The organism is Mycobacterium sp. BMJ-28, from assembly GCF_054404835.1.
The window spans coordinates 1,748,762-1,769,554 of record NZ_CM136783.1 but is presented as its reverse complement, the minus strand read 5'-3'; the positions used below and the strand labels follow the sequence as shown (position 1 = coordinate 1,769,554).

Sequence of the window (20,793 nt, the reverse complement as noted above, 5' to 3'; positions counted from 1 at the left end):
CTGAAGGGATGCCAGCATGACCACCACCGCAACGGATCTCGCCACGTCGGTCTGGCCGGGCCTGACGCCGCGGCTGTTGCTGACCGAGCGGGGCCCCGAAGACCTCGCCGACTACCGCACTTCCGGCGGCTACCAAGACCTCGACGATCCCGAACAGCTGCTCGGTGAGATCGCTGCCGCCGGCCTGCTCGGCCGTGGTGGCGCGGCGTTCCCACTCGCGGTCAAGCTGCAGACGGTGCGCTCGGCGCACCTTACCGGCTGCGCGACCGTCATCGTGGCCAACGGCGAGGAGGGCGAACCAGCCTCGGCCAAAGACCGCTGGCTGCTGCGCAATCGGCCACATCTGGTGCTCGACGGGCTGCGGCTGGCCGCAGGCATCGTCGGCGCCGACCGCGCCTATGTCTACGTCTCCGATCCGCACGCGGCGAGCGCAATCGAGACGGCGCTGGCCGGAATCGACATCACACCACCGGTGACGGTGGTGCGCGTCGCCGCCGGCTACGTCGCAGGCGAGGAATCGGCGGCGGTGCGGGCGATCAACGGCGGACCGGCCAAACCGACCGACAAACCACCGAGGGTGTTCCAGGAGGGTGTGGCCGGACTGCCGACGCTGGTGAGCAATGTCGAGACCCTGGCACACCTGCCCTACATCCTGCGCCACGGTGCGGATGCCTTCCGCGCGCAGGGCACCACAGCCTCACCGGGCACCTTCCTGGCGACCATCGCCGGCGCGGGCAAAGCGCCCGTGCTCTACGAACTTCCGCACGGCGCCTCGATGACGGATCTGCTTGTTCTGCATGGTGTTTCGCCTGCTGAGGTGACGGGTTTGCTGATGGGCGGCTACTTCGCCGGCCTGCTGGGCCCTGGCGCGGTGACCGCAGGCCTGGACCACGAGACACTGCGCGGCCTCGGCAGCGGCCTGGGCTGCGGGGCGGTGGCCGTGCTCACCACCGACTGCCCGGTGGCGGTGGCGGCGGCGGTGCTCGCCTATTTCGACCGGGAGAACGCCGGGCAGTGCGGCTCGTGCTTCAACGGAACGGCGGCGATGTCCGCGGTGGCCGGTGCCCTGCGCGACGGCTCGGCCACCGAACAGGACGTCGCCCGGCTGCAGCGGTGGTCGGTGGTGTTGCGCGGCCGTGGCGCGTGCGCGACGCTCGACGGTGCGGCCAACATCGCGGCCAGCCTGTTATCCGAATTTCCCGACCTGGTGCGGGCGCATCTCGCCGCACCGTGCGAGGGGTGCCGCGGCTTCGAGGCGCAGCGGCCATATGAGGTGGAGGCGATCTGATGAAGGTCAAACTGGATCGCACGCTGTGCGACGGCTTCGGGATCTGCGCCAAACATGCGCCCGAGTACTTCTCCCTCGATGACTGGGGCTACGCCAAACTCGAAGGCAACGGTGAAGTCCCCGAACGGGATCGCGACGCGGTGATGCGAGCGCTGCTGGACTGCCCGGTGCACGCCATCGTCGAACTGCAGGGTGCCGAGACCGTGGCGGGGCGCTGACATGGCAGGCATTCCCGGACGCCCACTGCCGCAGCTCACATCGCAGAACGAATTCTTCTGGACCTCTGGCGCCGACGGGCGACTCCGCATTCAGGAATGCCAGAGCTGCAAGTCGCTGATCCATCCGCCCGCCCCGATCTGCCGGTACTGCCGCAGCCAGGATCTCGGGGTGCGCGCGGTGTCCGGGCGGGGAACTCTGGCCGGTGTCAGCGTCAATCATCGGTTCGGTTTCCCCGACCTGCCGCCGCCGTATGTGATCGCCGAAGTCGCCGTCGCCGAGGATCCGCGGGTGCGGCTGACCACCAACATCGTCGACTGCGACCCGGAAAAGCTGGAACTGGGCCAGCCCGTCGAGGTTGCCTTCCAGCAGCACGACGATGTGTGGCTGCCGGTGTTCACCCTCGCGGCAGACCAGACCGCACCGGCGATGATGCCCGAGGACCAGATCGCGCCGACGGATTTCGCGAAGTACGTCCGGCCCATGGTGACCACCGACAAGTTCGAGGACCGCTCGGCCATCACCGGCATCGGCGCCTCCACGCTGGGCCGCCGACTGATGGTGCCCCCGCTGTCGCTCACCATCGAGGCGTGCAAGGCCGCGGTCGCCGACGCCGGACTGACGTTCGACGACATCGACGGTCTGTCCACCTATCCGGGCCTGGACATTGCAGGTATGGGTGAGGGCGGAGTGTCGGCCCTGGAGGGCGCCCTGGGCCTGCGTCCCACCTGGATCAACGGCGGTATGGACACCTTTGGCCCCGGCGGCTCGGTGATCGCGGCGATGATGGCGGTGGCCACCGGGATGGCCCGGCACGTGCTGTGCTTTCGCACCCTGTGGGAGGCCACTTTCCAGCAGTTGCTGAAGGAAGGCAAGGTGTCGCCCCCCGGCGGCGCCCGCACCACCAGCTGGCAGCAGCCGTTCGGTGGCATCTCGGCGGCGCACACGCTGGCGCAGAACGCATCCCGGCACTTCCACCGCTACGGCACCACACGCGAGACCCTGGGCTGGATCGCATTGAATCAGCGTGCCAACGCCGCACTCAACCCCACTGCCATCTACCGCGACCCGATGACGATGGACGACTACCTGTCCGCGCGGATGATCACCACCCCGTTCGGGTTGTACGACTGCGATGTGCCTTGCGACGGCGCCGTCGCGGTGATCGTCTCGGCCGTGGACGCCGCCAAGGACATGCCGAAGAAACCGGTGCGGGTGGAGGCCGTCGGCACCCAGATCATCGAACGGCTGGACTGGGACCAGACCACGCTGACCCACGAACCGCAGGTGCTCGGTCAGTCCGCGCACCTGTGGAGCCGAACCTCGTTGCGGCCCGATGATGTCGATGTCGCGGAACTCTACGACGGGTTCACCTTCAACTGCCTGTCCTGGCTGGAGGCCCTCGGATTCTGCGGTATCGGTGAGTCCAAGGATTTTCTGGACGGCGGCCACGCCATCGCCCGCGACGGCGTCATCCCGCTGAACACACACGGCGGCCAGCTCTCGCACGGTCGCACGCACGGCATGGGCCTCATCCACGAGGCGGTCACCCAGCTGCGCGGCGAAGCCGGCCAACGCCAGGTCGCCGGTGCCAAGGTGGCGGTGGCCAGCAGTGGCGGTCTGACGCCGAGCGGTGTGCTGTTGTTGCGGACCGATGACTAGCATCCACCCGACCAGCGTGCAGCGCCGCATGGTGATGGTCGGCGCGGTGCCGATGACGGCCCTGGTCGCATCGGTCCCCGAGCCGCGGGCGGTGATCGTGGCGATCCACGGCGGGGCCACCTCGTCGGTGTACTTCGACTGCCCGGGCCGGCCGGAGTTGTCCCTGTTGCGCCAGGCCGCGGCAGCGGGATTCAGCGCGATCGCTCTGGACCGCCCGGGCTACGGTGCGTCGTCGCTGTACCAGGACACCATGGATGTCCCGGCGAACCGGGTCGCGCTGGCCTGGGGTGCCGTCGACACGATCGCACCGCAGGGACGCGTGTTCCTCCTCGGTCATTCGTTGGGTTGCGAACTCGCGCTGCGGATGGCCGGTCACCCGCGCGTCGTCGGCATCTCGCTGGCCGGTACCGGACTGAACTATCACCCGGACGCGAGGACCCTGCTCAGCCAAGCGACGTTGTCGCGCACCCCGGCCGGGCTGCGCGACCTGCTGTGGCAGCCGACGAAGCTGTATCCCGACGAGGTGCTCTCCGGTGGGCTGTCCGCACCGGGAGTCGCGTACGAGGGTGCGGTGTCGGCGAATTGGCCACGCGGAGACTTCGCCGACACCGCCGCGGGCGTGCGGGTGCCGGTGCAGTTCAGCGCCGCCGACCACGAGAGCGTGTGGGAATCCGGCCCCGAGGCGCTGGCGGCCATCGCGGCCCTGTTCACCGCGGCGCCGCGGGTGGAGCTCAACGAAATGGCTGACAGCGGACACAATCTCAGTGTCGGGCTGTCGGCCGCCGAGTATCACCGGCGGGTGCTTGCATTCGCCGGACAGTGTGTGTCCAGCGATGTCGAAGCGGAGGCAGGTTGATGCGGGTCGGATTCATCGGATTGGGCAGCCAGGGCGGCCCGATGGCGCGCCGGATCGTCGAGGGCGGTTATCAAACCACCCTGTGGGCGCGACGAGCGGCGTCGCTGCAGCCCTACGCCGATACCGCGGCGAAGACGGCAGGCACACCCGCCGAACTCGGCGCGGCCAGTGACCTGGTGTGCGTGTGCGTGGTCGGCGACGACGATGTGCGCGAGGTGCTGTTCGGTGCGGACGGTGTGCTCGAAGGCCTGGCTCCCGGCGCCATCGTGGCCATCCACTCCACCATCCACCCCGACACCTGCCGCGAGATTGCGGAAACGGTTTCTGCACAGGGCGTTTCGGTGATCGATGCTCCGGTCAGCGGAGGCGCCCCGGCCGTCGAAGCCGGCCAGTTGCTGGTCATGGTCGGCGGTGCGGACGCCGACGTGGAACGGGCACGCCCGGTGTTCGCCACCTACGCCGACCCGATCGTGCACCTGGGACCGCTGGGCAGCGGGCAGGTCGCCAAGATATTGAACAACCTGCTGTTCAGCGCCAACCTGGGCGCGGCGATGAGCACGCTGGAACTCGGCGAGGCGCTCGGTGTGCCACGGGACCGGCTGTGCGAGGTGATCTCCCGCGGGTCGGCCAACAGCAAGGCGCTCGGCAGCATCGCGGCGTTCGGCGGCACGCTGGACCGGCTGGCCCCGATCGCGGGTGCGCTGTTGCAGAAGGACTGCCGGCATGCGACCGCACTGGCCGAGGAGGCCGCGGCCCCGCAGGGTTCGGTGTTCACCGCCGCCGACACGGCGTTGGCCATCATGGGTCACCCGCGCTGATGAGCGCTTGCGCGAAGAAGAACGTGCCCTGATGCGGGTCGGCTTCATCGGTGCCGGCCGGATGGGTGCCCCCATGGTGGGCCGCCTGGTCGAGGCCGGCCATCAGGTCGGCGTGCTGGCGCGCGGGCCGCAACGGCGCGCGGCGATTGTGGAACTCGGGGGCGCCCCGGTCGACGACGTCACCGACCTCGCCGCCGAGGTGGTGGTGGTGTGTGTGTTCACCGACGATCAGGTCCGCGAGGTGTGCGCCGGCCCGTTGCTGGATGCGATGGCGCCAGGGGCCATTCTGATCATCCACACCACCGGCAGTCCGCGCACCGCCGAGGCGATCGCCGAGCGGGCTCGGCACATCGGCGTGGTGGACGCGCCGGTGAGCGGTGGCCCGCACGATATCGCCGCCGGACATGTGACGGTGTTCGCCGGCGGCTCCGATGAGGCGGTCGCCAGGGCGAGGCCCGTGCTCACCAGTTATGCGGACCCGGTCCTGCACATGGGTCCACTGGGCTCCGGACAGGGCATGAAGCTGGTCAACAATACGATGTTCGCCGCCCAGATCGGGTTGATCGCGGAGGCCGTGCGGATGGGTTCGCACCTTTCGATCGACGAATCCACCCTGTTGAGTGCGCTCGAACACGGCAGCGGCGCCAGCCGCGCGCTCGGGATGATCGAGCGGGCCGGTTCCACCCAAAAGTTCATCGGCGCGGTCGGCCAGTTCCTCAGCAAAGACGTCGCCGTCGTGCAAGGGACGCTGGCCGAACTCGGCTTCGGCCTCGGCGCCCTCGAACCGGTGGTCACTGCCGGCGTGCCGGAGTGAGGCACAACGAAAGCCGGCATTTCGTCACGCCCCGACGGCATTACTGTTAGCGTTACAGTTTCAGAGACTTCCGTAATGGTTGGGGATGGCAGCTCCATCCCGAAGGAGGACCACGAATGACGACGGCGGAACTCGTTTTCGACCCATTCTCCGAGGAGTACTTCAACAACCCGTTCGAGATCTACCGGCGCATGCGCACCGAGGCGCCGCTCTACTACAACGCCGATCGGGATTTCTACGCGCTCACCCGCCACGAGGACGTCGCCGCGGCGCTCAAAGACCACGAGGCCTTCTCGTCCTCCCGCGGATGCGACCTGGCGATGGTGCAGAGCGAGGTGCCGCCGCAGAAGTCGATCATCTTCATGGATCCACCCGATCACCGGCAGATGCGCAGCCTGCTGAACAAGGCGTTCACGCCGCGGGCCGTGCAGGCCCAGAAGGACACCATCGTCGAGCAGATCGACCGGTTCCTGGGCAAGATCACCGGTGACGAATTCGACGTCGTGCAGGACTTCTCCGGCCCCTTCCCGGTCGAGGTGATCACCCGGATGGCCGGTGTCGAAGAGGATTACCGCCAGATGGTGCGGCATTGGATCGACACCAGCCTGTCCCGCGAACCGGGCCAGTTCGGCACGTCCGAGGCCGGGATGCAGGCCAATATCGACACCGGCATCTATTACTACTCCCTGGTCCAGAAGCGCCGGGAGAACCCGCAGGACGACATGATCAGCCGGCTCATCGCCGCGGAGATCCCGCGCGAGGACGGGCGGTTGCACAAGCTCGACGACATCGAGATCACCGCCTTCGCCACGCTGCTGGGCGGTGCAGGCGCCGAAACCGTCACCAAGCTGATCGGCACCGCGGTGGTGTTGTTCGCGAAGAACCCCGATCAGTGGCAGAAGTTGCTCGACAACCGCGACCTGGTCCCGGCCGCCGTGGAGGAATTGCTCCGGTACGAGGGCCCGGTGCAGTACAACGTGCGCTATACGCTCAAGGACGCGCACGTGCCCAGCGGGGTCATTCCGGCTGGCAAGCCGGTGTTCCTCATCAGTGCGGCCGCCAACCGCGATCCCGACGCGTTCACCGACGCCGACATCTTCGATATCGAGCGCGACCGCACCGAGGCACAGAATCTGGGGCTCGGGTACGGCATCCACAGCTGTCTCGGTGCGGCACTGGCCAGGATGGAGAGTGTCATCGCACTGGAGAAGCTGCTCGATTTCATGCCGCACTTCGAGGTCGACTTCGCGGGCCTGGAGCGGGTACGGATGCAGAATGTCGCGGGCTATGCCAGGGTCCCGGTGAAGGTGATTCGATGAGTCACATCGCGGTCGATTTCGGGCTGTGCGAGAGCAACGGCGTCTGCATGGGCGTCATCCCCGAGGTGTTCGACCTCGACGACCAGGACTACCTGCATGTGCTCACCGACGAAGTGACGCCGTACAACGAGGACCAGGTGCGCGAGGCCGTCCGGCAGTGCCCGCGTCAGGCCATCGCGATCGTGGACTGAGGGTGCGATTCGTCTTCGTGCACGGCGGCTTTCACGCGGCATGATGCTGGGACCGGGTGATCGACGAACTGGCTGAGCTCGGTCTCGACGGCGTCGCGGTGGACCTTCCCGGTCACGGAGCGCTCGTCGATCAGGAGTCCACCCTGGCGAATCGGCGCGATGCCGTGCTTGCCGCGTTGGCGCCCGGCGATGTCCTGGTCGGGCACTCCGGTGGCGGGTTCGACGCCACCCTGGCCGCCGATGCCGCGCCAGACCTGGTGCGGCACATCATCTATCTGGCTGCCGCACTGCCCCGCGAGGGCCGCACGTACCCGGAGGCGATGGCCATGCGCGACTCAGAAGACGGCGACTTCGACGGTGACGTCGGAGAGATGCTGGGCTACCTGCGGTTCGCGGAAGACGGCGCGATGACCTTCGCGGACTTCGACGGTTTCCTGAGCCGGCTCGACACGTCACCACATCAGGCCGCGGATCGTCGCGCTGAGCGGGATGTCCTCCACCGAGACGAGTCCGCTGGGGGCGCGGCAGATCCAGTCGATGGCGTTGACCACCCGTGCCGCGGTCGAGATGCATCCGGCGTCGGTGGCGTCGAGCACCGGGTGCGACACGTGGGTGTTCAGCACCACCCGCGGATCGCCTTCGACCACGACACGGTGCACACCGGTCTGGCCGTCGGGCGGATATGGCCACTCCGGAGCGGACGCGCCGGTCAACCGGTTGATGTGTTCCAACGTGATCACCGGTTCGCCGTCGCGCACGCCCTCGACCGCGAATCGGGCCGCGGCCATCTGGCCGGGCTCCACGGTGCACATCTTGCACTCGATACGGGTGTCGGCATACCAGGGCTCGACCCGCTGCCGGATCTCGTCGAGCTGCACGCCAAGTTGCTCGGCGAGATTGCGCACCGGACCACCCCACATCGACGCGATCACCCCCGGCAGGAACAGCATGGGGTCGCCCTCCTCGGGTGCCATCCCGAAACCCATTGACTTGCCGGTGAATTCGTAGTCATCGTAGTTGCCGTAGTCGAAGATCTCCTGGACGGTGATCGATCGGGCGCGGGTCACCAAGCTCAACGCCGCGAGCACCTCGGTGTCGCCGGAGTAGCCGGGGTCGACCCCGTTGACGTACAGCGACGAACCACCGGCCGCACATGCTTGTTCCAGCGGCACCCGCAGCCAGTCCTCGGCGTGCCGGGGCGCCACCAGCCACACCATCGACGTCGCGGCAACGTTGATTCCCGCGGCCAGGAACCCGGCCATCTGCCCGATCGCTTCCATCGGCCGCGTCTCACCCTGTGCGGTGTACACCACGCAATCGGGCTGCAACGCAGTGAGGGCGCCGATGTCATCGGTGGCGATGATGCCCGTGGGCCGGCTCAGTCCGCACAGGTCGGCGGCGTCGCGGCCCACCTTGTCCGGGCTGGCCGCATGGACGCCGACCAACTCCAGGTCAGGTCTTCCGATGATGGCCCGCAGCGAGTGTCTGCCGACATTTCCGGTAGAGAACTGCACGACTCGTGTCATCTGGGCCCTCCCCGTCGAGGCGCTTCTCATCTAACGACCAAACCTGACTTTAGTCAACCACCGTCTCAGGATCGTCCAGCGCATGCGCGTGCGTGGCATACCCGGCAGAGAACAGCCGGAACATCGGTGCCAACAACGCCTTTTCCCGCACCATGCCCGAGAGAGGCGGCATGCCGGAACGCACCGTCCTTGCAGGATTGACTAAGTCATTCAATTGACTATAGTCAGCGTTTGTGAACCTGCCGACAGTGAATCGCGGCCGTGATCGTGGGCAAGCACATCGACCGCAGATATCGGCCGGCGGCCTCGACGAGCACTTGGAGAAATCCCGCCTGGCCCAACGCCAGGCCGACAAATGGCTGACCTCGGGGAGCTTGCTGATCGGCACCGCGGCACTCGGGATCTTCGGTCTGCCACTGTTCCTGCGCGGCGTCTGGCTGCTTCGCAAGGCGCAGCGCGACGGGTTGACGGTACGGCCCATGCTGGTGACCCTGATCGGCTATCTGGTCATCATCGACGCCGCGATCAACACGGTCGGCTGGGCACTCGACCTGTTCGCCAACCACACCATCCTCGCGCGGGTTCTGTTGAACGGGTGGGGAAACATGTTCGACGCCGGATACTTCTGGCACTACAACGAACTGTGGATGGGCGGCGCCGCGGGCCCCGGCGAGAAGGCCATGGAAGTCGGCATGATCCTCACCGTCTTCACCATGCGCATCGCGGCGGCCATCGGCTTCCTGCAGACGAAGCGCTGGGGCCACCAGTGGATGGTCATCACCTGCTGGATGGGCGTACTGATCTGGTGCGTCTACGTGTTCAACATGACGATGTTCGCCGACGTCCGATTCGCCGGCGTGGTGTTACCCGTGGTGGGTTGGTGGCTCTACGACATCTTCTACATCACGCCCTTCTTGGCGATTCCGTACCTGCATTCGGTGAACCGCGAGATCTTCTCGGACTGAACGGATGACTTCACACTCACTGACTTCCATCGGCTCAAGATCAGGAGGATGCGCCGTGGCACCACCGGTCAGGCAATCGACGCGCGCAATGCGCCGCCTCCAAACCCGCGAACGGATCCTCGGCGCCGCCATCGCCGAGTTCACCTCGTCGGGAATGGCCGGTGCCGACGTGGGCGCCATCGTCGCGGCGGCCGGGGTGGCACACGGCACGTTCTTCTTCCACTTCCCCAGCAAGGAGCATGTCCTGCTGGAACTCGAAACCCGCGAAGAAGCGCGGATGGCCGCCGAGTTCGCCCGTTACCTCCAGACTCCGCACGAGCTGCGCGCCACGCTCGATCACATCGCACACCTGATCGCCGGGCTGGAACGGCGACTTGGTTCCACGTTGTTCAAAGAATTTCTTGCGCTGCACTTTTCGCCGAGCAGGCCGAGCGCCGACGAGTGGACCGATCACCCGCTGATAGTCCTTCTCGTGCGCGAGATCGAACGGGCCCGCGGGGTCGGAAAGGTGCCGCCGGAGGTCGACGCCTTTTACAGCGCCACCTTCTTTCTGCTCGGGATCTACGGGGTCCTCACCACGACGGTGGACACCGACACCCGCGACGCCATGCTCACCGGGCTGGTGACCACCGCACTGCGCGGCCTGGAAATCCGATGACCACCCGGCACCGACGACGATCCGACAACAGAGAGGCGTGAAGTGGACTGGGTATGGGAGATATTGCGTTACGTCGCCGCATGGGGCGGCACCGGTTTGGTCATCTGGTTCTGGTACTGGATGTTCTCGAATATCGGCACGTTCTGATCCGATGACCACCGAACTCTCCGAAACACACGCGATGGCGATCGAGCGCAGTTGCGCCGTGACCGCCATGGCCCTCAGCGGTGAACGACGCCTGGGTGCGCGCCTGGTCACCGGACAGCGCCGAGGGTTCGGACTGAGTTCCCAGCTGGATTTCGTCCACGTGCCCTATCCCCCGACACACCGAGGGTGGTCCCGCCGGACCGTGACATGCGGTGTGGCGCTGCAATGCTCGCCCTCGAAAGACCGGCTGCTGAGCTATCACCTCAACGAGCTGTCAGCCCGCGAACTGCGTGCTCTCACCGTCGTCGAGGCCGGCGTGGCATTCGGGTGGGTCACCGCGCACTGGCCGGGCTTGGTCGCCGAGCTGCGCAGGGTGGTTCCCGATCTGACGCCAGCGGAGCCCGACATGGATGCCAGGGAAATGCTCGCCCGCGCCGTCGAACTTGCCCGCGCCAACCAGCCCTTGCCGGTCGATCCGTTGTACGGCAATCTGCCGACGTCCTACACACTGCCGCGCAGCATCACCGACAAGCTGCGCCGGACGTTCGGCCGGATGCCATGGACCATCGCCGAGAAGCGGCTGCCGCGTCCGTATTCGATACCGGTGGGCGGTGAGGGCGGCATCCGCAACTCTAATCTGCCACCGCCCAGCCGTCCGCAGGACAACGACCAAGACGTCACTCCTGAACACCGCCCCGGTATCCCCTACCCGGAATGGAATGCCTGGACCCAGAAGTTCATGAAAGATCACGTCGCCGTCGTCGAACGCGCACATGCCCCCGGCGCCCGGCGGCCGGCCCCGGTGCGCGTCGATATCCGGAAGTGGTTCGAGGAGAACACCCATCGCTCGATGCGCAATCGGCTCGAAGACGGTTCGGATCTGGATGTCGAGCAGTACGTCGACCACTATCTCGACCTGGTGACCGGCGACGCCGGCGAACCGCGAATCTTCCGCGAGTTGCTGCCCAGCAGCCGTGATGTCACCACGGCGCTGCTGTTGGACGGCAGTTCGTCGCTCGGTGTACACGGTGGCACCATCTTCAAGCTCGAGTTGGCCTGTGCGGACGCGCTGTCGCGCGCCATGGCATCGGCACAGGAGCGGCACGGCATCTTCCTGTTCACCGGAAACACCCGGCACCGGGTCGAAGTCGGCTGCCTCAAGGATTTCTCGGAGCGGCGCTTCGTCCCGCCCGGCGCCCTCGGGCTGTCCACCGGTGGATACACCAGACTCGGTGCACCACTGCGGCATCTGACCCACCGCCTGCTCGACCAGCCCTCCGAACGCAGGTTGCTCATCGTCGTCGGCGACGGCCTGATCTCCGACGAAGGCTACGAAGGGCGCTACGCGTGGGCCGATGCCGCGCACGCCGTCGAGGAGGCCCACGACGCCGGAGTGGCCATGTACTACATCGGTGTCGGGCCGGTCCGGGTGGACCCGCTGCCCGAGATCTTCGGTCCGCGCAGATCCCAGCGCATTCGCCGGATCGAGGAACTTCCGCGCGTTCTCGCCCACGTCCACAGGGAGCTGGTCGCAGCATGAGTTTCAGCGAGGAGCCGGAGGCGGATCGCGCATGACATCAGACACCTATTACTCGATCGGCAACGAAGTCCAGCTGTTCGAGCAGGCCTATCAGCGTCGCCTCCCGGTGATGCTCACCGGGCCCACCGGATGCGGCAAGACCAGACTCGTCGAGCACATGGGGTCATTGCTACGGCGCCCCGTCGTCACCATCAGCTGTCATGACGACCTCACCAGCTCCGATCTGGTGGGACGGTTCATGGTCACCGGAGGCGACGTGGTGTGGACCGACGGTCCCCTCACCAGAGCAGTGAAGGCCGGCGCCATCTGCTATCTGGACGAGGTGGTCGAGGCGCGGCACGATTCCCTGGCCATCCTGCACTCACTCACCGACCACCGGCGCGCGCTGTACCTGGACCGGGCCGGCGAGGTCGTCCACGCTCCCGCGGAGTTCATCCTGGTCTGCTCCTACAACCCGGCCTACCGCAGCTCACTCAAGGAGCTCAAACCCTCATTCCGCCAGCGGTTCGTCACCTTGCCGATGCACTATTTACCCCCCGAGCGAGAGGCCGAGGTGATCGTCGCCGAGACAGGTGTCGGCCTCGACTCGGCGCAGCGGCTGGTGAACTGCGCCAACGCGATCCGCACCGCCGACGAGGCATTCCACTTCGAACCGCCGTCCACCCGGGTGCTGGTCACCGCTGCGCAGTTGATCGCTATCGGCGCAACGGAACTGGATGCCGCGCAGGCCTGCATCCTGGCGCCGCTGTCCAGCGACGGCGCCATCACCGAAGGTCTCCGAGAGGTCGCCGCAGCCAGTCTGATCGGTGCCGGCAGCTCGAAGCACACACTCTAGGAAGGAGTCACCACCGTGGTGGATCAGCAGGAGAAGAATCGCAAGAAGGCCCTCATCGTCCTCCAGATCGTCATCTACGGCTATCTGCTGACGATGTTCGGAATCCAGTTGTACATGTCCTTTGCTCGCGGGTGGTGGGACCTGTGACGCTGTCGCAGGCGTCCGTGAGCTTGGAGGGACATCATGACGAGTCCCGTTCGGCGCAGCGGCGCGCCGACAAATGGATGATCGTCGGGGCCGCTCTGATGGGCATGTGGGTTCCCGGACTGATCGGCTTCCCCATTTTCATGCGCGGGGTCTGGCTGCAGCGTCAGGCCCTGCGCTCCCGGCTGTCGGTGCGCCCGATGATCGTCACGCTGATCGGGTACCTGACGTTGATCGACGGCATGCTCAACAGCTTGGGGTGGGCACTGGATCTCGTGGCCAACCACACGCTGATCAACCGGGTCCTGATGATCGGCTGGGGCAACATGTTCGATGCCGGATACTTCTGGCACTACAACGAACTGTGGGTGGGCGGTGCAGCCGGGCCCGGTGAGAAATCGATGGTCTTCGGGATGATCGTCACCGTTTTCGCGATGCGCTGCGCGGCGGCCATCGGCTTCCTGCAGATGAAGCGCTGGGGCCACCAGTGGATGGTCATCACCTGCTGGATGGGCGTACTGATCTGGTGCGTCTACGTGTTCAACATGACGATGTTCGCCGACGTCCGGTTCGCCGGCGTGGTGTTTCCGGTCATCGGCTGGTGGCTCTACGACATCTTCTACATCACGCCCTTCCTCGCCATCCCCTACCTGCACACGGTGAACCGCGAGATCTTCTCCGACTGAACCCTTTTCAAGGAGTCCGACAATGACAACCACACCCGAAGCCACCGACGAGAAGACCGACGACGATCTGCCACCTGGCACCACGCCCTACTACGCACGCATGCACAAGTGGATCAAACGTGCCGTTCTGGTCTGCTTGATCGCCCTGGTCATCGAGGGCGCCTTCACCCTGCCGTTCATGGCGATCTACTACGGCTACCCGACGCTCAGTCTGACCCAGATCTGCAGCGAGCTGCTCAAGGTGCGCTACTCCGATGACACCCTGGAATGCAAGGTGCCCTACCCGGCGTTCGGTCCGCCTGAGGGCGCCGAGGGCAAGGACACCGCCCAGGATCAATGGGGTATCCAACCGGTGCCGAAATATCACCGGATCGGTTTCCGCGAACTCGTGCGCATCCACCAGGAACGAGAAGCGCGGATGTCGACCGGAAAGCCTGCGCCGTGACCGCCGCCCCCGGACAGCACGCCCAGAACTGGGATCTGCGCCATCCGGACTTCAATGACAACGATCTGCTCTACGACGTCTACGCCGCGATGCGACAGGACTGTCCTTTTCCCCACACCGACAAGCCTTTTCTCGCCGACATACCCGGCGGTGTCCGGATCGCGGTCAACTACGACGACTGTTACCGGATAGCCCAGGATTGGGAGAACTTCTCGAACAACCCGATTCCCGAGTCGGCCGACTTCGTCGTCGGCGACCTGGTCGTGATGATGGATCCGCCGCGGCAACAGAAGCTCCGCAAGGTCCTCAACCCCTACTTCTCACCGGCCCAGATGAAGGCACTGCGCCCTCAGATCGCCGCCGAAACCGACCAACTCATCGACGATTTCATCGCTGATGGAAACGGCGACCTGGCCCACGTGGCCTGGCGGCAGCCCGGGATCGTGCTGTTCAAGTATCTGCTGGGGCTGTCCATCGACGACGTGTCGGTGTGCTTCGACCTGACCGATGACGCCCTCAACGGCGCGACCGAGGAGGTTCGGCTCGCGGCGTGGGCCGGGTTGTACCAGCGCATCCACGATGCCGCGACGGCGCATATGGACCGGCCACCGCGGGGTGACATGATCGACATCCTGCTCGCCGCGGAGATCGACGGGGAGAAGTTGCCGCTGCAGGACGTCGTCGCCAATGCGATGCTGCTGGTCCAGGCCGGTCTGGAGACCACCGCCAGCGCAATGTCTTTCGCCTTTCACTACCTGGCGACGCACCCGGGCGAACGGGACAGGCTCATCGCCGACCCAGAACTGGTTCCCCGCGCCGTGGAAGAACTCATCCGTTACGCCGGCTCCATCCATGGGCTGCACCGGACCGTCACCAACGACGTCGAAATGAGCGGCCATACCTTCCTGGCCGGGGACACGGTGGTGGTCAACTTCGCTGCCGCAAACCGAGACGAAACCGTGTTCCCCGACGCGAACCGCTGCGTGCTGGATCGGCGGGAGAACCGGCACCTCGGCTTCGGAGCGGGCGTGCATCGCTGCCTCGGATCCAACCTGGCGCGGATGGAGTTCCAGGTGGGGGTGGAGCGGACGTTGGCTCGACTGCCCGATTGCCGCCTCGCGCCGGGTGCCGAACCGGAGTTCCACGGAAACTCGATCACCCGCGGATTCCGTTCCATACCTGTGGAGTTCACCCCGGGGGTACGGTCCAGAACATGACCTATCGGGTGATCCAGTGGATGACGGGCGATGTCGGCCAGGCCGGCATCCGGCACTTCGCCTCCTGTCCGGAGTTCGACCTCGTCGGCGTCCTCGTGCACAGCACCGACAAAGTCGACCGCGATGCCGGTGAGATCGCCGGGATCGGGCCGATCGGCGTGCTTGCCACCGACAACGTCGACGCCGTCGTCGGCCTCGACGCCGACTGCGTCTTCTACACCCCGATCATCATGGATGTGGACACGGTGTGCCGGCTGCTGCGGTCCGGCAAGAACGTGGTCACGACCTCCGGATTCTTTCACCCCAGCAAGGACTTCCGCGACGGAGGCAGTCAGATCCGGGCCGCCTGCGCCGACGGTGCCACGTCGTTCCACGGCGGCGGCATCCACCCCGGGTATGCGGGCGACATCCTGCCGCTCACCCTGGCTCGGGTGATGAGCCGGGTCGACACGATCAACGTGCACGAAGTCGTGCACGTCCTCGACGATGCACCGCTGGATCACATCGACTGGATGGGTTTCGGTAAAGACAAGGACGCATTCCTGTCCGAGCCGACCATCCTGGGCCTGGGTATGCCGTTCTTCGCGCAGTCCATGTACATGATCGCCGATGGACTCGGGGTGACGATCGATGACGTGACCGCGGGCGAGGTCGGTGTCGCCACCGCGACCCGGGACATTCCCCACGTCGAGGGCATGATCCCGCGTGGCACCGTTGCCGCGCAGCGTCACGAGTGGACCGCCTGGGTCGGCGGCAAGCCCCTCATCGTGTTCCGTGCCAGCTATGTGACAGCGGGCCCCGAAAGTCTCGACCCGCCATGGGATTGTGGCACCACCCGGTACGAGATCCTCATCGAGGGTGACCCACCCAGCCAACTGACCATGCAGGGGGCTCGGCAGCCTGACGGCAGTATGACCCACCCCGGATATGCCTGGACGGCGATGGGTGCCATCAACGTCATCCCCGATGTCTGCGACGCCCCGCCCGGATGGCTCACGCATCTGGACCTCGGATTGGTGCGGCCCCGCGGACTCGTCTGCGGATGACGTACCGGATCGACCCGGCCGTCCTTCTCGACATCGCCGGACAGGCCGCCGCCGCCACCGATGATCCGGTACTCCGCGCCGTCGAACTCCTTGCGCAGGCATACCCGGATCTCATCGACCCCGCACCCAGCCGCTGGGTCGGCAGCAAGGCCGGCGGCATCCTGGGAAAGGTCCGCTTCCTCTACTTCAGCCCGCGAGAGTATGTCGTGATCTTCGGATCACCCACGGGGACACAAGGATTCTCGGGACGTTACAAACACGTCGACATCCACAAGTTCCTGCTCGCCGGCCAGATAGACTCCTACGACCTGGAATCCGACGACACCGCGCCGCTACCACCCCTGCGCCCCGGAGAGGGCACGTGCCTGCAGCGCGGGCGTGCCCGCGGTCTCACGATTCACCCCGCCTCGTGGCATATCGAGTACGGCCGCGGAGCGGTGGCCACCACGCTGCCGTTCGCGATGGTCGACACCCTGTTCGTGTCTCTGGAGTTCGAGTCGGTACGCCGCTCGACGGCCGAGTTCGCCAAGCTCGTCCGCCGACAACTGAAGCGACGTCCGTAGCCCCTGACTTGTCGGTCCCCTCTGCGACAATGGTGTCATGTCCAGCACCGCAGTAACTTTGGCCGCCGAGGCAGATCCTGCCGAGCGGCTTGAGGTGTTGTTCGGGGAACTGGCCGAGTTGTGCGGGCAGCGCAATGCGATCGACGGTCGACTGGTCGAGATCGTGGCCGCGTTGGAGCGCGAGGACCTGGCGGGGTTGACCGGGGCCCGGTCGCTGCCGGCGCTGGTGGCCTGGAAAACCGGTGCCACCCCGCGCAACGCGGACACCGTCGTGGCGGTGGCGCGCCGGATCGAGGAGTTGCCGGTCTGCGTTGCCGGCCTGTGTGAGGGTCGGTTGTCGTTGGATCAGGTCGGGGTGATCGCCGAACGCGGCGCCCACGGTAGCGATGCGCATTACGCCGAACTGGCCGCCTCGGCGACCGTCGCCCAGTTGCGCACCGCGATCAACCTGGCACCCCAACCCGAACCGGAAGCCAAGCCTGAGCCGGGGCCCGAGGTCACCAAAACCAGCGAAAGCCCGGACTACACCACCTACCGGATCCGGTTACCGCGCCTGGACGCCGCAAAATTCGATGCGGCCATGCAGTCCCACCACGACGGCCTGATCACCGACCACACCGGAGACACTGGCGCGGACACCCCGTTTCCGACCCGGGTGGATGCGTTCATGAGTGTGGTCGAGGCCGGCTGGGACACCGAAGTGGCGCGGCGCCCGCACGGCCAGCACACCACCGTCGTCGTGCACCTCGACCTCGAGCAGAAGACCGCCGCCTTGCACCTGGGTCCGGTACTGACCGAGGCGGAACGACAATTCCTGACCTGTGATGCGACCTGCGAAGTGTGGTTCCAGCGGCACGGCCGACCGATCGGGGCCGGGCGCACCACCCGCACCATCAGCCGCCGGCTACGCCGCGTGTTGGAGCATCGTGATCGCTGCTGTGTGATCCCGGGCTGCGCCGCCACCCGGGGTTTGCATGCCCACCACATCACACACTGGGAAGACGGCGGCCCCACTGAGCTGTCCAACCTGGTGCTGGTCTGCCCCCATCACCACCGGCTGCATCACCGCGGCGCCCTGAACATCACCGGACCCGCCGACCGGCTCGTCGTCACCGACCACAACGGACAACCACTGCACCGCGGAACCCTGGCCCACCCACCGGCCACACCACCACCCGCAGTCGCCCCCTACCAAGGACCGACCGGCGAACGCGCCCAATGGTGGTGGTACCAACCCTTCCCACCACCACCGCCGGGCGAGATTGCCTCTTAGGCGCCGAAGCCGTTCAGAATCACCGCATTACACGTCGCAGCGGCCTGGCGCAGTTTGACTGCGGCCTGGTATGCGTCGGAGTAGTACCAGTCGTTGGCGGCCTGAACCGATTCGAATTCCAGCAGCACCGTCTGCGTGCACTCCCAGGTCCCCTCGACCACGGTCGGCTTCTGGTCGACCACCAGAATGGTGGCTCCGGCCATCGCCGGGCCCGCCGCCTTGGCGTACTCCCCCATGCCTGCGGGGTCGGTGATGGTCTCGGTCAGTAGGACGTAACCTTTTGGCACGCTTCTAGTCTCCTTCAGCCATGCTGATTGCTTGTTCCGGACACCACTCGATGGCATCCCTTACCCCAGAGGCGTATTCGTCTGGTACGTCGTCGAGGAGCACCTCGGCGTAGCCACCGTCGGCCAGGGTGAAAACCTCCGGGCATGCGGTCAGGCACATGCCGTGACCCCGGCACTTGTCCTCGTCGACGGTTACTTTCACGTGTCGAACTCCAGGTGCAGGTCGATCAGACCGCGCAGGATGAACGTCGGGATGTACCTGTAGTGGCGCTCATCGGCGGTTCCGTGCTTGTCCTCGGCGATCCGGATATCGGTGGTGCGGTCCAGTAGCCGCTCCAGCGCCACCTTGGTCTCCGCGCGGGCCAGCGGTGCGCCGGGGCAGCTGTGGATTCCGCGGCCAAAGGCCAGATGCTGGCGCGCATTCTTGCGGGCCGGGTCGAAAGTGTCGGGATCCTCGAAGCGCCTGGGGTCACGGTTGGCCGCACCGTTGAGCACCATGACGGTGGTGCCCGAACCGAGTTCGGTGTCCCCGACCGTGACGGGACACCGCGACAGCCGGAAGTCGCCCTTGACCGGGCTCTCGATCCGCAGCGCCTCCTCGATGAAATTCGCTATGAGGCTGCGGTCTTCGCGCAGTTTGGCCTGGACTTCGGGCTGCTCGGCGATCACCTTGAGCGCGGTGCCCAGCAACCGCACGGTGGTTTCCTGCCCGGCCGAGAACACGTTGGTGGCCACCCGCGCGACGTCGCCGACGTCGGGGATGGATCCGTCCGGGAAGGTGGCCTCAGCCATCCCGGTGAGCACATCGTCCCGCGGATTGTCCCGGCGGTCCTGGATGTAGTCGGCGAAGATACCGTAGAGGAATTCCAGCGGGCTGTGCGACATCGCCTGCTCGCCGGTGCCGCCGACGCCTCCGCCGGCATGGTTGGCGATGTTCTTGACGAACGAGTCGCGGTCTTCCTCCGGAATGCCCAGCAGGTCGGCGATCACCAGCAGGGTGAACGGGCCCGCGAAACCCTTGATGAACTCGCCCTGGTTGCCCTCCAGGTAGGTGTCGAGCACCTCATCGGCGAGCTTCCACATCGCGTCCTCGTTCTCCTTGAGGCGCTTGGGCGTGATCAGCCGCATGAGCAACGCGCGGTGATCGGTGTGCGTCGGCGGATCCAGTGTCGGCAGCTGGTCACTGAACGGCAGTTCGTTGCGGTGCTTCTCGATGAGCGCGGTGACCTCGTCCTTGCTCAGCCCCTCCAGCGGCACCGGGAAACCGGGGAACGGTCCGGTGACCGAGGTGACCGAGGAGAACGTCTCGGCGTCGTTGTACACCTGGACGGCCTCGTCCCAGCCGGTCACCATCGTCACGCCGTGCGGGCCGTTCTGGTGTACCGGGCACCCGCTGCGCAGGGCCTCGAAGTAGGGATAGGGATCCTCGACCAGCTTCTGGTCCCGGAAGAAATCCAAGTCGGTCAGGCCGTCCGCCATCTGTGCTCCGTTTCGGCAATCTCGCTTGGCGAGAATCTAATTCTCATCTTTGCGTATCAGATTTCCACAGCTGCCGGGGTCCGTCAACGGGCGGCTGTCGGTTTGCCCTGCCGACCCGATAAAGCTGACCCTGGTCAATTTATTCATTCGCCGTTATGGTGCAGCTATGCCCGCCACTCCCGCGATCTCAGTGCCTGACCGTGGTCAGCGCCGGAGCGCGCTCGTGCAGGCCAGGTCCAAGGAGACCAAACGCATGCTGGTGCAGGCGGCGATGGCACTGTGGCGCACCAACGGGTACGCGCGCACCACCGTCGCCGATATCTGCCGGGCGGCCGGCGTCTCCAAAGCGCTGTTCTACTTCTATTTCCCGCGCAAGGAGGACGTGCTGTTCGAGGTGGGCGTGATGTCCACCCGGTCAGCCCAGCGCGTCATCGCCGGCATGCTCGACCGGGACTACGACGTACCGGCGGTGATCGCTGCGGCGCTCTCGGACCTGGAGCGGTCGATGGTGCGCAATCCCCGCGAACTGATCGTCGAGACCATCCTCGAGGGCTACCGGCACGAGCACCGGATCATGGCGGACAACGCACACGCCACCGACCTGGACGGCGGGATGTTCACCGCGCTGTTCGAACGGGCCGCCGCCGACGGCAAATTGCCCGCCCACACCGACGTCACCCATCTGGCCTACCTGGCCATGACGTTGGTAAGCGAAGGTGCCCGGCACTGGGCAGCGGGCGCCTTCGGCAACCGTTCGTTCGCCGACGTCGTCGGTGCGGACATTCTCACCCTCGTCGCCGGATACCGAAGGAGCTAGC

25 protein-coding genes and 1 pseudogene are annotated in these 20,793 nt (G+C 66.2%); 21 read left to right on the top strand and 5 right to left on the bottom strand.

Translation table 11 applies throughout. The features are described 5' to 3' along the window. The first annotated feature begins 16 nt into the window (after nucleotides 1-16). The 9 genes and pseudogenes from ACXPWS_RS08830 to ACXPWS_RS08790 all read left to right on the top strand — a co-directional run. Entirely contained in the window at nucleotides 17-1,288 is a 1,272-nt protein-coding gene (locus tag ACXPWS_RS08830) for an NADH-ubiquinone oxidoreductase-F iron-sulfur binding region domain-containing protein (protein WP_458712080.1), read from the top strand. After that, nucleotides 1,288-1,506, top strand: a complete 219-nt coding sequence (locus ACXPWS_RS08825) for a ferredoxin (RefSeq protein ID WP_458712079.1) — start codon at nucleotides 1,288-1,290, stop codon at nucleotides 1,504-1,506. The genes ACXPWS_RS08830 and ACXPWS_RS08825 overlap by 1 nt, the downstream gene beginning before the upstream one ends. Before the next feature lies 1 nt (nucleotide 1,507). Then, nucleotides 1,508-3,166 carry a thiolase C-terminal domain-containing protein gene (locus ACXPWS_RS08820; RefSeq protein ID WP_458712078.1) on the top strand — a complete coding sequence of 553 codons (1,659 nt, stop codon included), beginning with the start codon at nucleotides 1,508-1,510 and terminating at the stop codon, nucleotides 3,164-3,166. Next, nucleotides 3,159-4,022: an alpha/beta hydrolase gene (locus ACXPWS_RS08815; RefSeq protein WP_458712077.1), complete on the top strand. Its 864-nt coding sequence runs from the start codon at nucleotides 3,159-3,161 to the stop codon at nucleotides 4,020-4,022. Before ACXPWS_RS08820 ends, ACXPWS_RS08815 begins: the two co-directional genes overlap by 8 nt. Further along, nucleotides 4,022-4,840 (top strand): NAD(P)-dependent oxidoreductase, encoded by an 819-nt coding sequence (locus ACXPWS_RS08810; protein ID WP_458712076.1) that lies wholly within the window; start codon nucleotides 4,022-4,024, stop codon nucleotides 4,838-4,840. Before ACXPWS_RS08815 ends, ACXPWS_RS08810 begins: the two co-directional genes overlap by 1 nt. Nucleotides 4,841-4,871: 31 nt before the next feature. Next, entirely contained in the window at nucleotides 4,872-5,654 is a 783-nt protein-coding gene (locus tag ACXPWS_RS08805; RefSeq protein WP_458712075.1) for an NAD(P)-dependent oxidoreductase, read from the top strand. 116 nt (nucleotides 5,655-5,770) lie between these two features. Further along, nucleotides 5,771-6,973, top strand: coding sequence for a cytochrome P450 (locus ACXPWS_RS08800; RefSeq protein WP_458712074.1), 1,203 nt, complete (start codon nucleotides 5,771-5,773; stop codon nucleotides 6,971-6,973). After that, a complete protein-coding gene (locus tag ACXPWS_RS08795; protein WP_458712073.1) occupies nucleotides 6,970-7,164 on the top strand; it encodes a ferredoxin in 195 nt (64 codons plus the stop codon). The genes ACXPWS_RS08800 and ACXPWS_RS08795 overlap by 4 nt, the downstream gene beginning before the upstream one ends. A 56-nt stretch (nucleotides 7,165-7,220) precedes the next feature. After that, nucleotides 7,221-7,595: pseudogene (locus tag ACXPWS_RS08790) on the top strand (alpha/beta fold hydrolase); the annotation flags it as partial. 21 nt (nucleotides 7,596-7,616) lie between these two features. Here the strand turns inward: ACXPWS_RS08790 and ACXPWS_RS08785 are convergent. Continuing rightward, a complete protein-coding gene (locus tag ACXPWS_RS08785) occupies nucleotides 7,617-8,690 on the bottom strand; it encodes an NAD(P)H-dependent amine dehydrogenase family protein (protein ID WP_458712072.1) in 1,074 nt (357 codons plus the stop codon). A gap of 49 nt (nucleotides 8,691-8,739) precedes the next feature. Next, complete coding sequence (locus tag ACXPWS_RS08780; protein WP_458712071.1) at nucleotides 8,740-8,862, bottom strand: hypothetical protein; 123 nt, start codon at nucleotides 8,860-8,862, stop codon at nucleotides 8,740-8,742. A 76-nt stretch (nucleotides 8,863-8,938) separates the two neighbouring features. On the opposite strand from ACXPWS_RS08780, the gene ACXPWS_RS08775 reads away from it, so the two are divergent. From ACXPWS_RS08775 to ACXPWS_RS08725, 11 genes are all read left to right on the top strand, one after another. Continuing rightward, nucleotides 8,939-9,655 (top strand): hypothetical protein, encoded by a 717-nt coding sequence (locus tag ACXPWS_RS08775; RefSeq protein WP_458713464.1) that lies wholly within the window; start codon nucleotides 8,939-8,941, stop codon nucleotides 9,653-9,655. Between the two features lie 55 nt (nucleotides 9,656-9,710). Continuing rightward, complete coding sequence (locus tag ACXPWS_RS08770) at nucleotides 9,711-10,313, top strand: TetR/AcrR family transcriptional regulator (protein ID WP_458712070.1); 603 nt, start codon at nucleotides 9,711-9,713, stop codon at nucleotides 10,311-10,313. A gap of 151 nt (nucleotides 10,314-10,464) precedes the next feature. Further along, nucleotides 10,465-12,000 carry a MorD protein gene (locus tag ACXPWS_RS08765; RefSeq protein ID WP_458712069.1) on the top strand — a complete coding sequence of 512 codons (1,536 nt, stop codon included), beginning with the start codon at nucleotides 10,465-10,467 and terminating at the stop codon, nucleotides 11,998-12,000. 31 nt (nucleotides 12,001-12,031) lie between these two features. Continuing rightward, nucleotides 12,032-12,835: an AAA family ATPase gene (locus ACXPWS_RS08760; RefSeq protein WP_458712068.1), complete on the top strand. Its 804-nt coding sequence runs from the start codon at nucleotides 12,032-12,034 to the stop codon at nucleotides 12,833-12,835. Between the two features lie 15 nt (nucleotides 12,836-12,850). Beyond that, nucleotides 12,851-12,982, top strand: coding sequence for a hypothetical protein (locus ACXPWS_RS08755; protein ID WP_458713791.1), 132 nt, complete (start codon nucleotides 12,851-12,853; stop codon nucleotides 12,980-12,982). Beyond that, nucleotides 12,979-13,665: a hypothetical protein gene (locus ACXPWS_RS08750; RefSeq protein WP_458712067.1), complete on the top strand. Its 687-nt coding sequence runs from the start codon at nucleotides 12,979-12,981 to the stop codon at nucleotides 13,663-13,665. Before ACXPWS_RS08755 ends, ACXPWS_RS08750 begins: the two co-directional genes overlap by 4 nt. A 22-nt stretch (nucleotides 13,666-13,687) precedes the next feature. Further along, nucleotides 13,688-14,110 carry a hypothetical protein gene (locus tag ACXPWS_RS08745; RefSeq protein ID WP_458712066.1) on the top strand — a complete coding sequence of 141 codons (423 nt, stop codon included), beginning with the start codon at nucleotides 13,688-13,690 and terminating at the stop codon, nucleotides 14,108-14,110. After that, nucleotides 14,107-15,327 (top strand): cytochrome P450, encoded by a 1,221-nt coding sequence (locus ACXPWS_RS08740; RefSeq protein ID WP_458712065.1) that lies wholly within the window; start codon nucleotides 14,107-14,109, stop codon nucleotides 15,325-15,327. Before ACXPWS_RS08745 ends, ACXPWS_RS08740 begins: the two co-directional genes overlap by 4 nt. Then, a complete protein-coding gene (locus tag ACXPWS_RS08735; protein WP_458712064.1) occupies nucleotides 15,324-16,373 on the top strand; it encodes an NAD(P)H-dependent amine dehydrogenase family protein in 1,050 nt (349 codons plus the stop codon). Before ACXPWS_RS08740 ends, ACXPWS_RS08735 begins: the two co-directional genes overlap by 4 nt. Further along, nucleotides 16,370-16,936, top strand: coding sequence for an isomerase (locus ACXPWS_RS08730; RefSeq protein WP_458712063.1), 567 nt, complete (start codon nucleotides 16,370-16,372; stop codon nucleotides 16,934-16,936). The genes ACXPWS_RS08735 and ACXPWS_RS08730 overlap by 4 nt, the downstream gene beginning before the upstream one ends. A 37-nt stretch (nucleotides 16,937-16,973) precedes the next feature. Continuing rightward, nucleotides 16,974-18,209, top strand: coding sequence for an HNH endonuclease signature motif containing protein (locus tag ACXPWS_RS08725; RefSeq protein ID WP_458712062.1), 1,236 nt, complete (start codon nucleotides 16,974-16,976; stop codon nucleotides 18,207-18,209). Here the strand turns inward: ACXPWS_RS08725 and ACXPWS_RS08720 are convergent. Genes ACXPWS_RS08720 through ACXPWS_RS08710 form a run of 3 tightly spaced genes read right to left on the bottom strand, consistent with a single transcriptional unit; the run spans nucleotide 18,206 to nucleotide 19,975 of the window. After that, nucleotides 18,206-18,445: a DUF1330 domain-containing protein gene (locus ACXPWS_RS08720; protein ID WP_458713463.1), complete on the bottom strand. Its 240-nt coding sequence runs from the start codon at nucleotides 18,443-18,445 to the stop codon at nucleotides 18,206-18,208. The genes ACXPWS_RS08725 and ACXPWS_RS08720 overlap by 4 nt on opposite strands. 55 nt (nucleotides 18,446-18,500) lie before the next feature. Beyond that, nucleotides 18,501-18,698, bottom strand: coding sequence for a ferredoxin (locus tag ACXPWS_RS08715; RefSeq protein ID WP_458712061.1), 198 nt, complete (start codon nucleotides 18,696-18,698; stop codon nucleotides 18,501-18,503). Beyond that, on the bottom strand, nucleotides 18,695-19,975 hold the full coding sequence (locus ACXPWS_RS08710; protein WP_458712060.1) for a cytochrome P450: 1,281 nt from the start codon (nucleotides 19,973-19,975) through the stop codon (nucleotides 18,695-18,697). The genes ACXPWS_RS08715 and ACXPWS_RS08710 overlap by 4 nt, the downstream gene beginning before the upstream one ends. Nucleotides 19,976-20,141: 166 nt before the next feature. Here ACXPWS_RS08710 and ACXPWS_RS08705 point away from each other — a divergent pair, with 166 nt between their 5' ends. Beyond that, nucleotides 20,142-20,792 carry a TetR/AcrR family transcriptional regulator gene (locus ACXPWS_RS08705; RefSeq protein WP_458712059.1) on the top strand — a complete coding sequence of 217 codons (651 nt, stop codon included), beginning with the start codon at nucleotides 20,142-20,144 and terminating at the stop codon, nucleotides 20,790-20,792. Nucleotide 20,793: the final 1 nt, after the last annotated feature.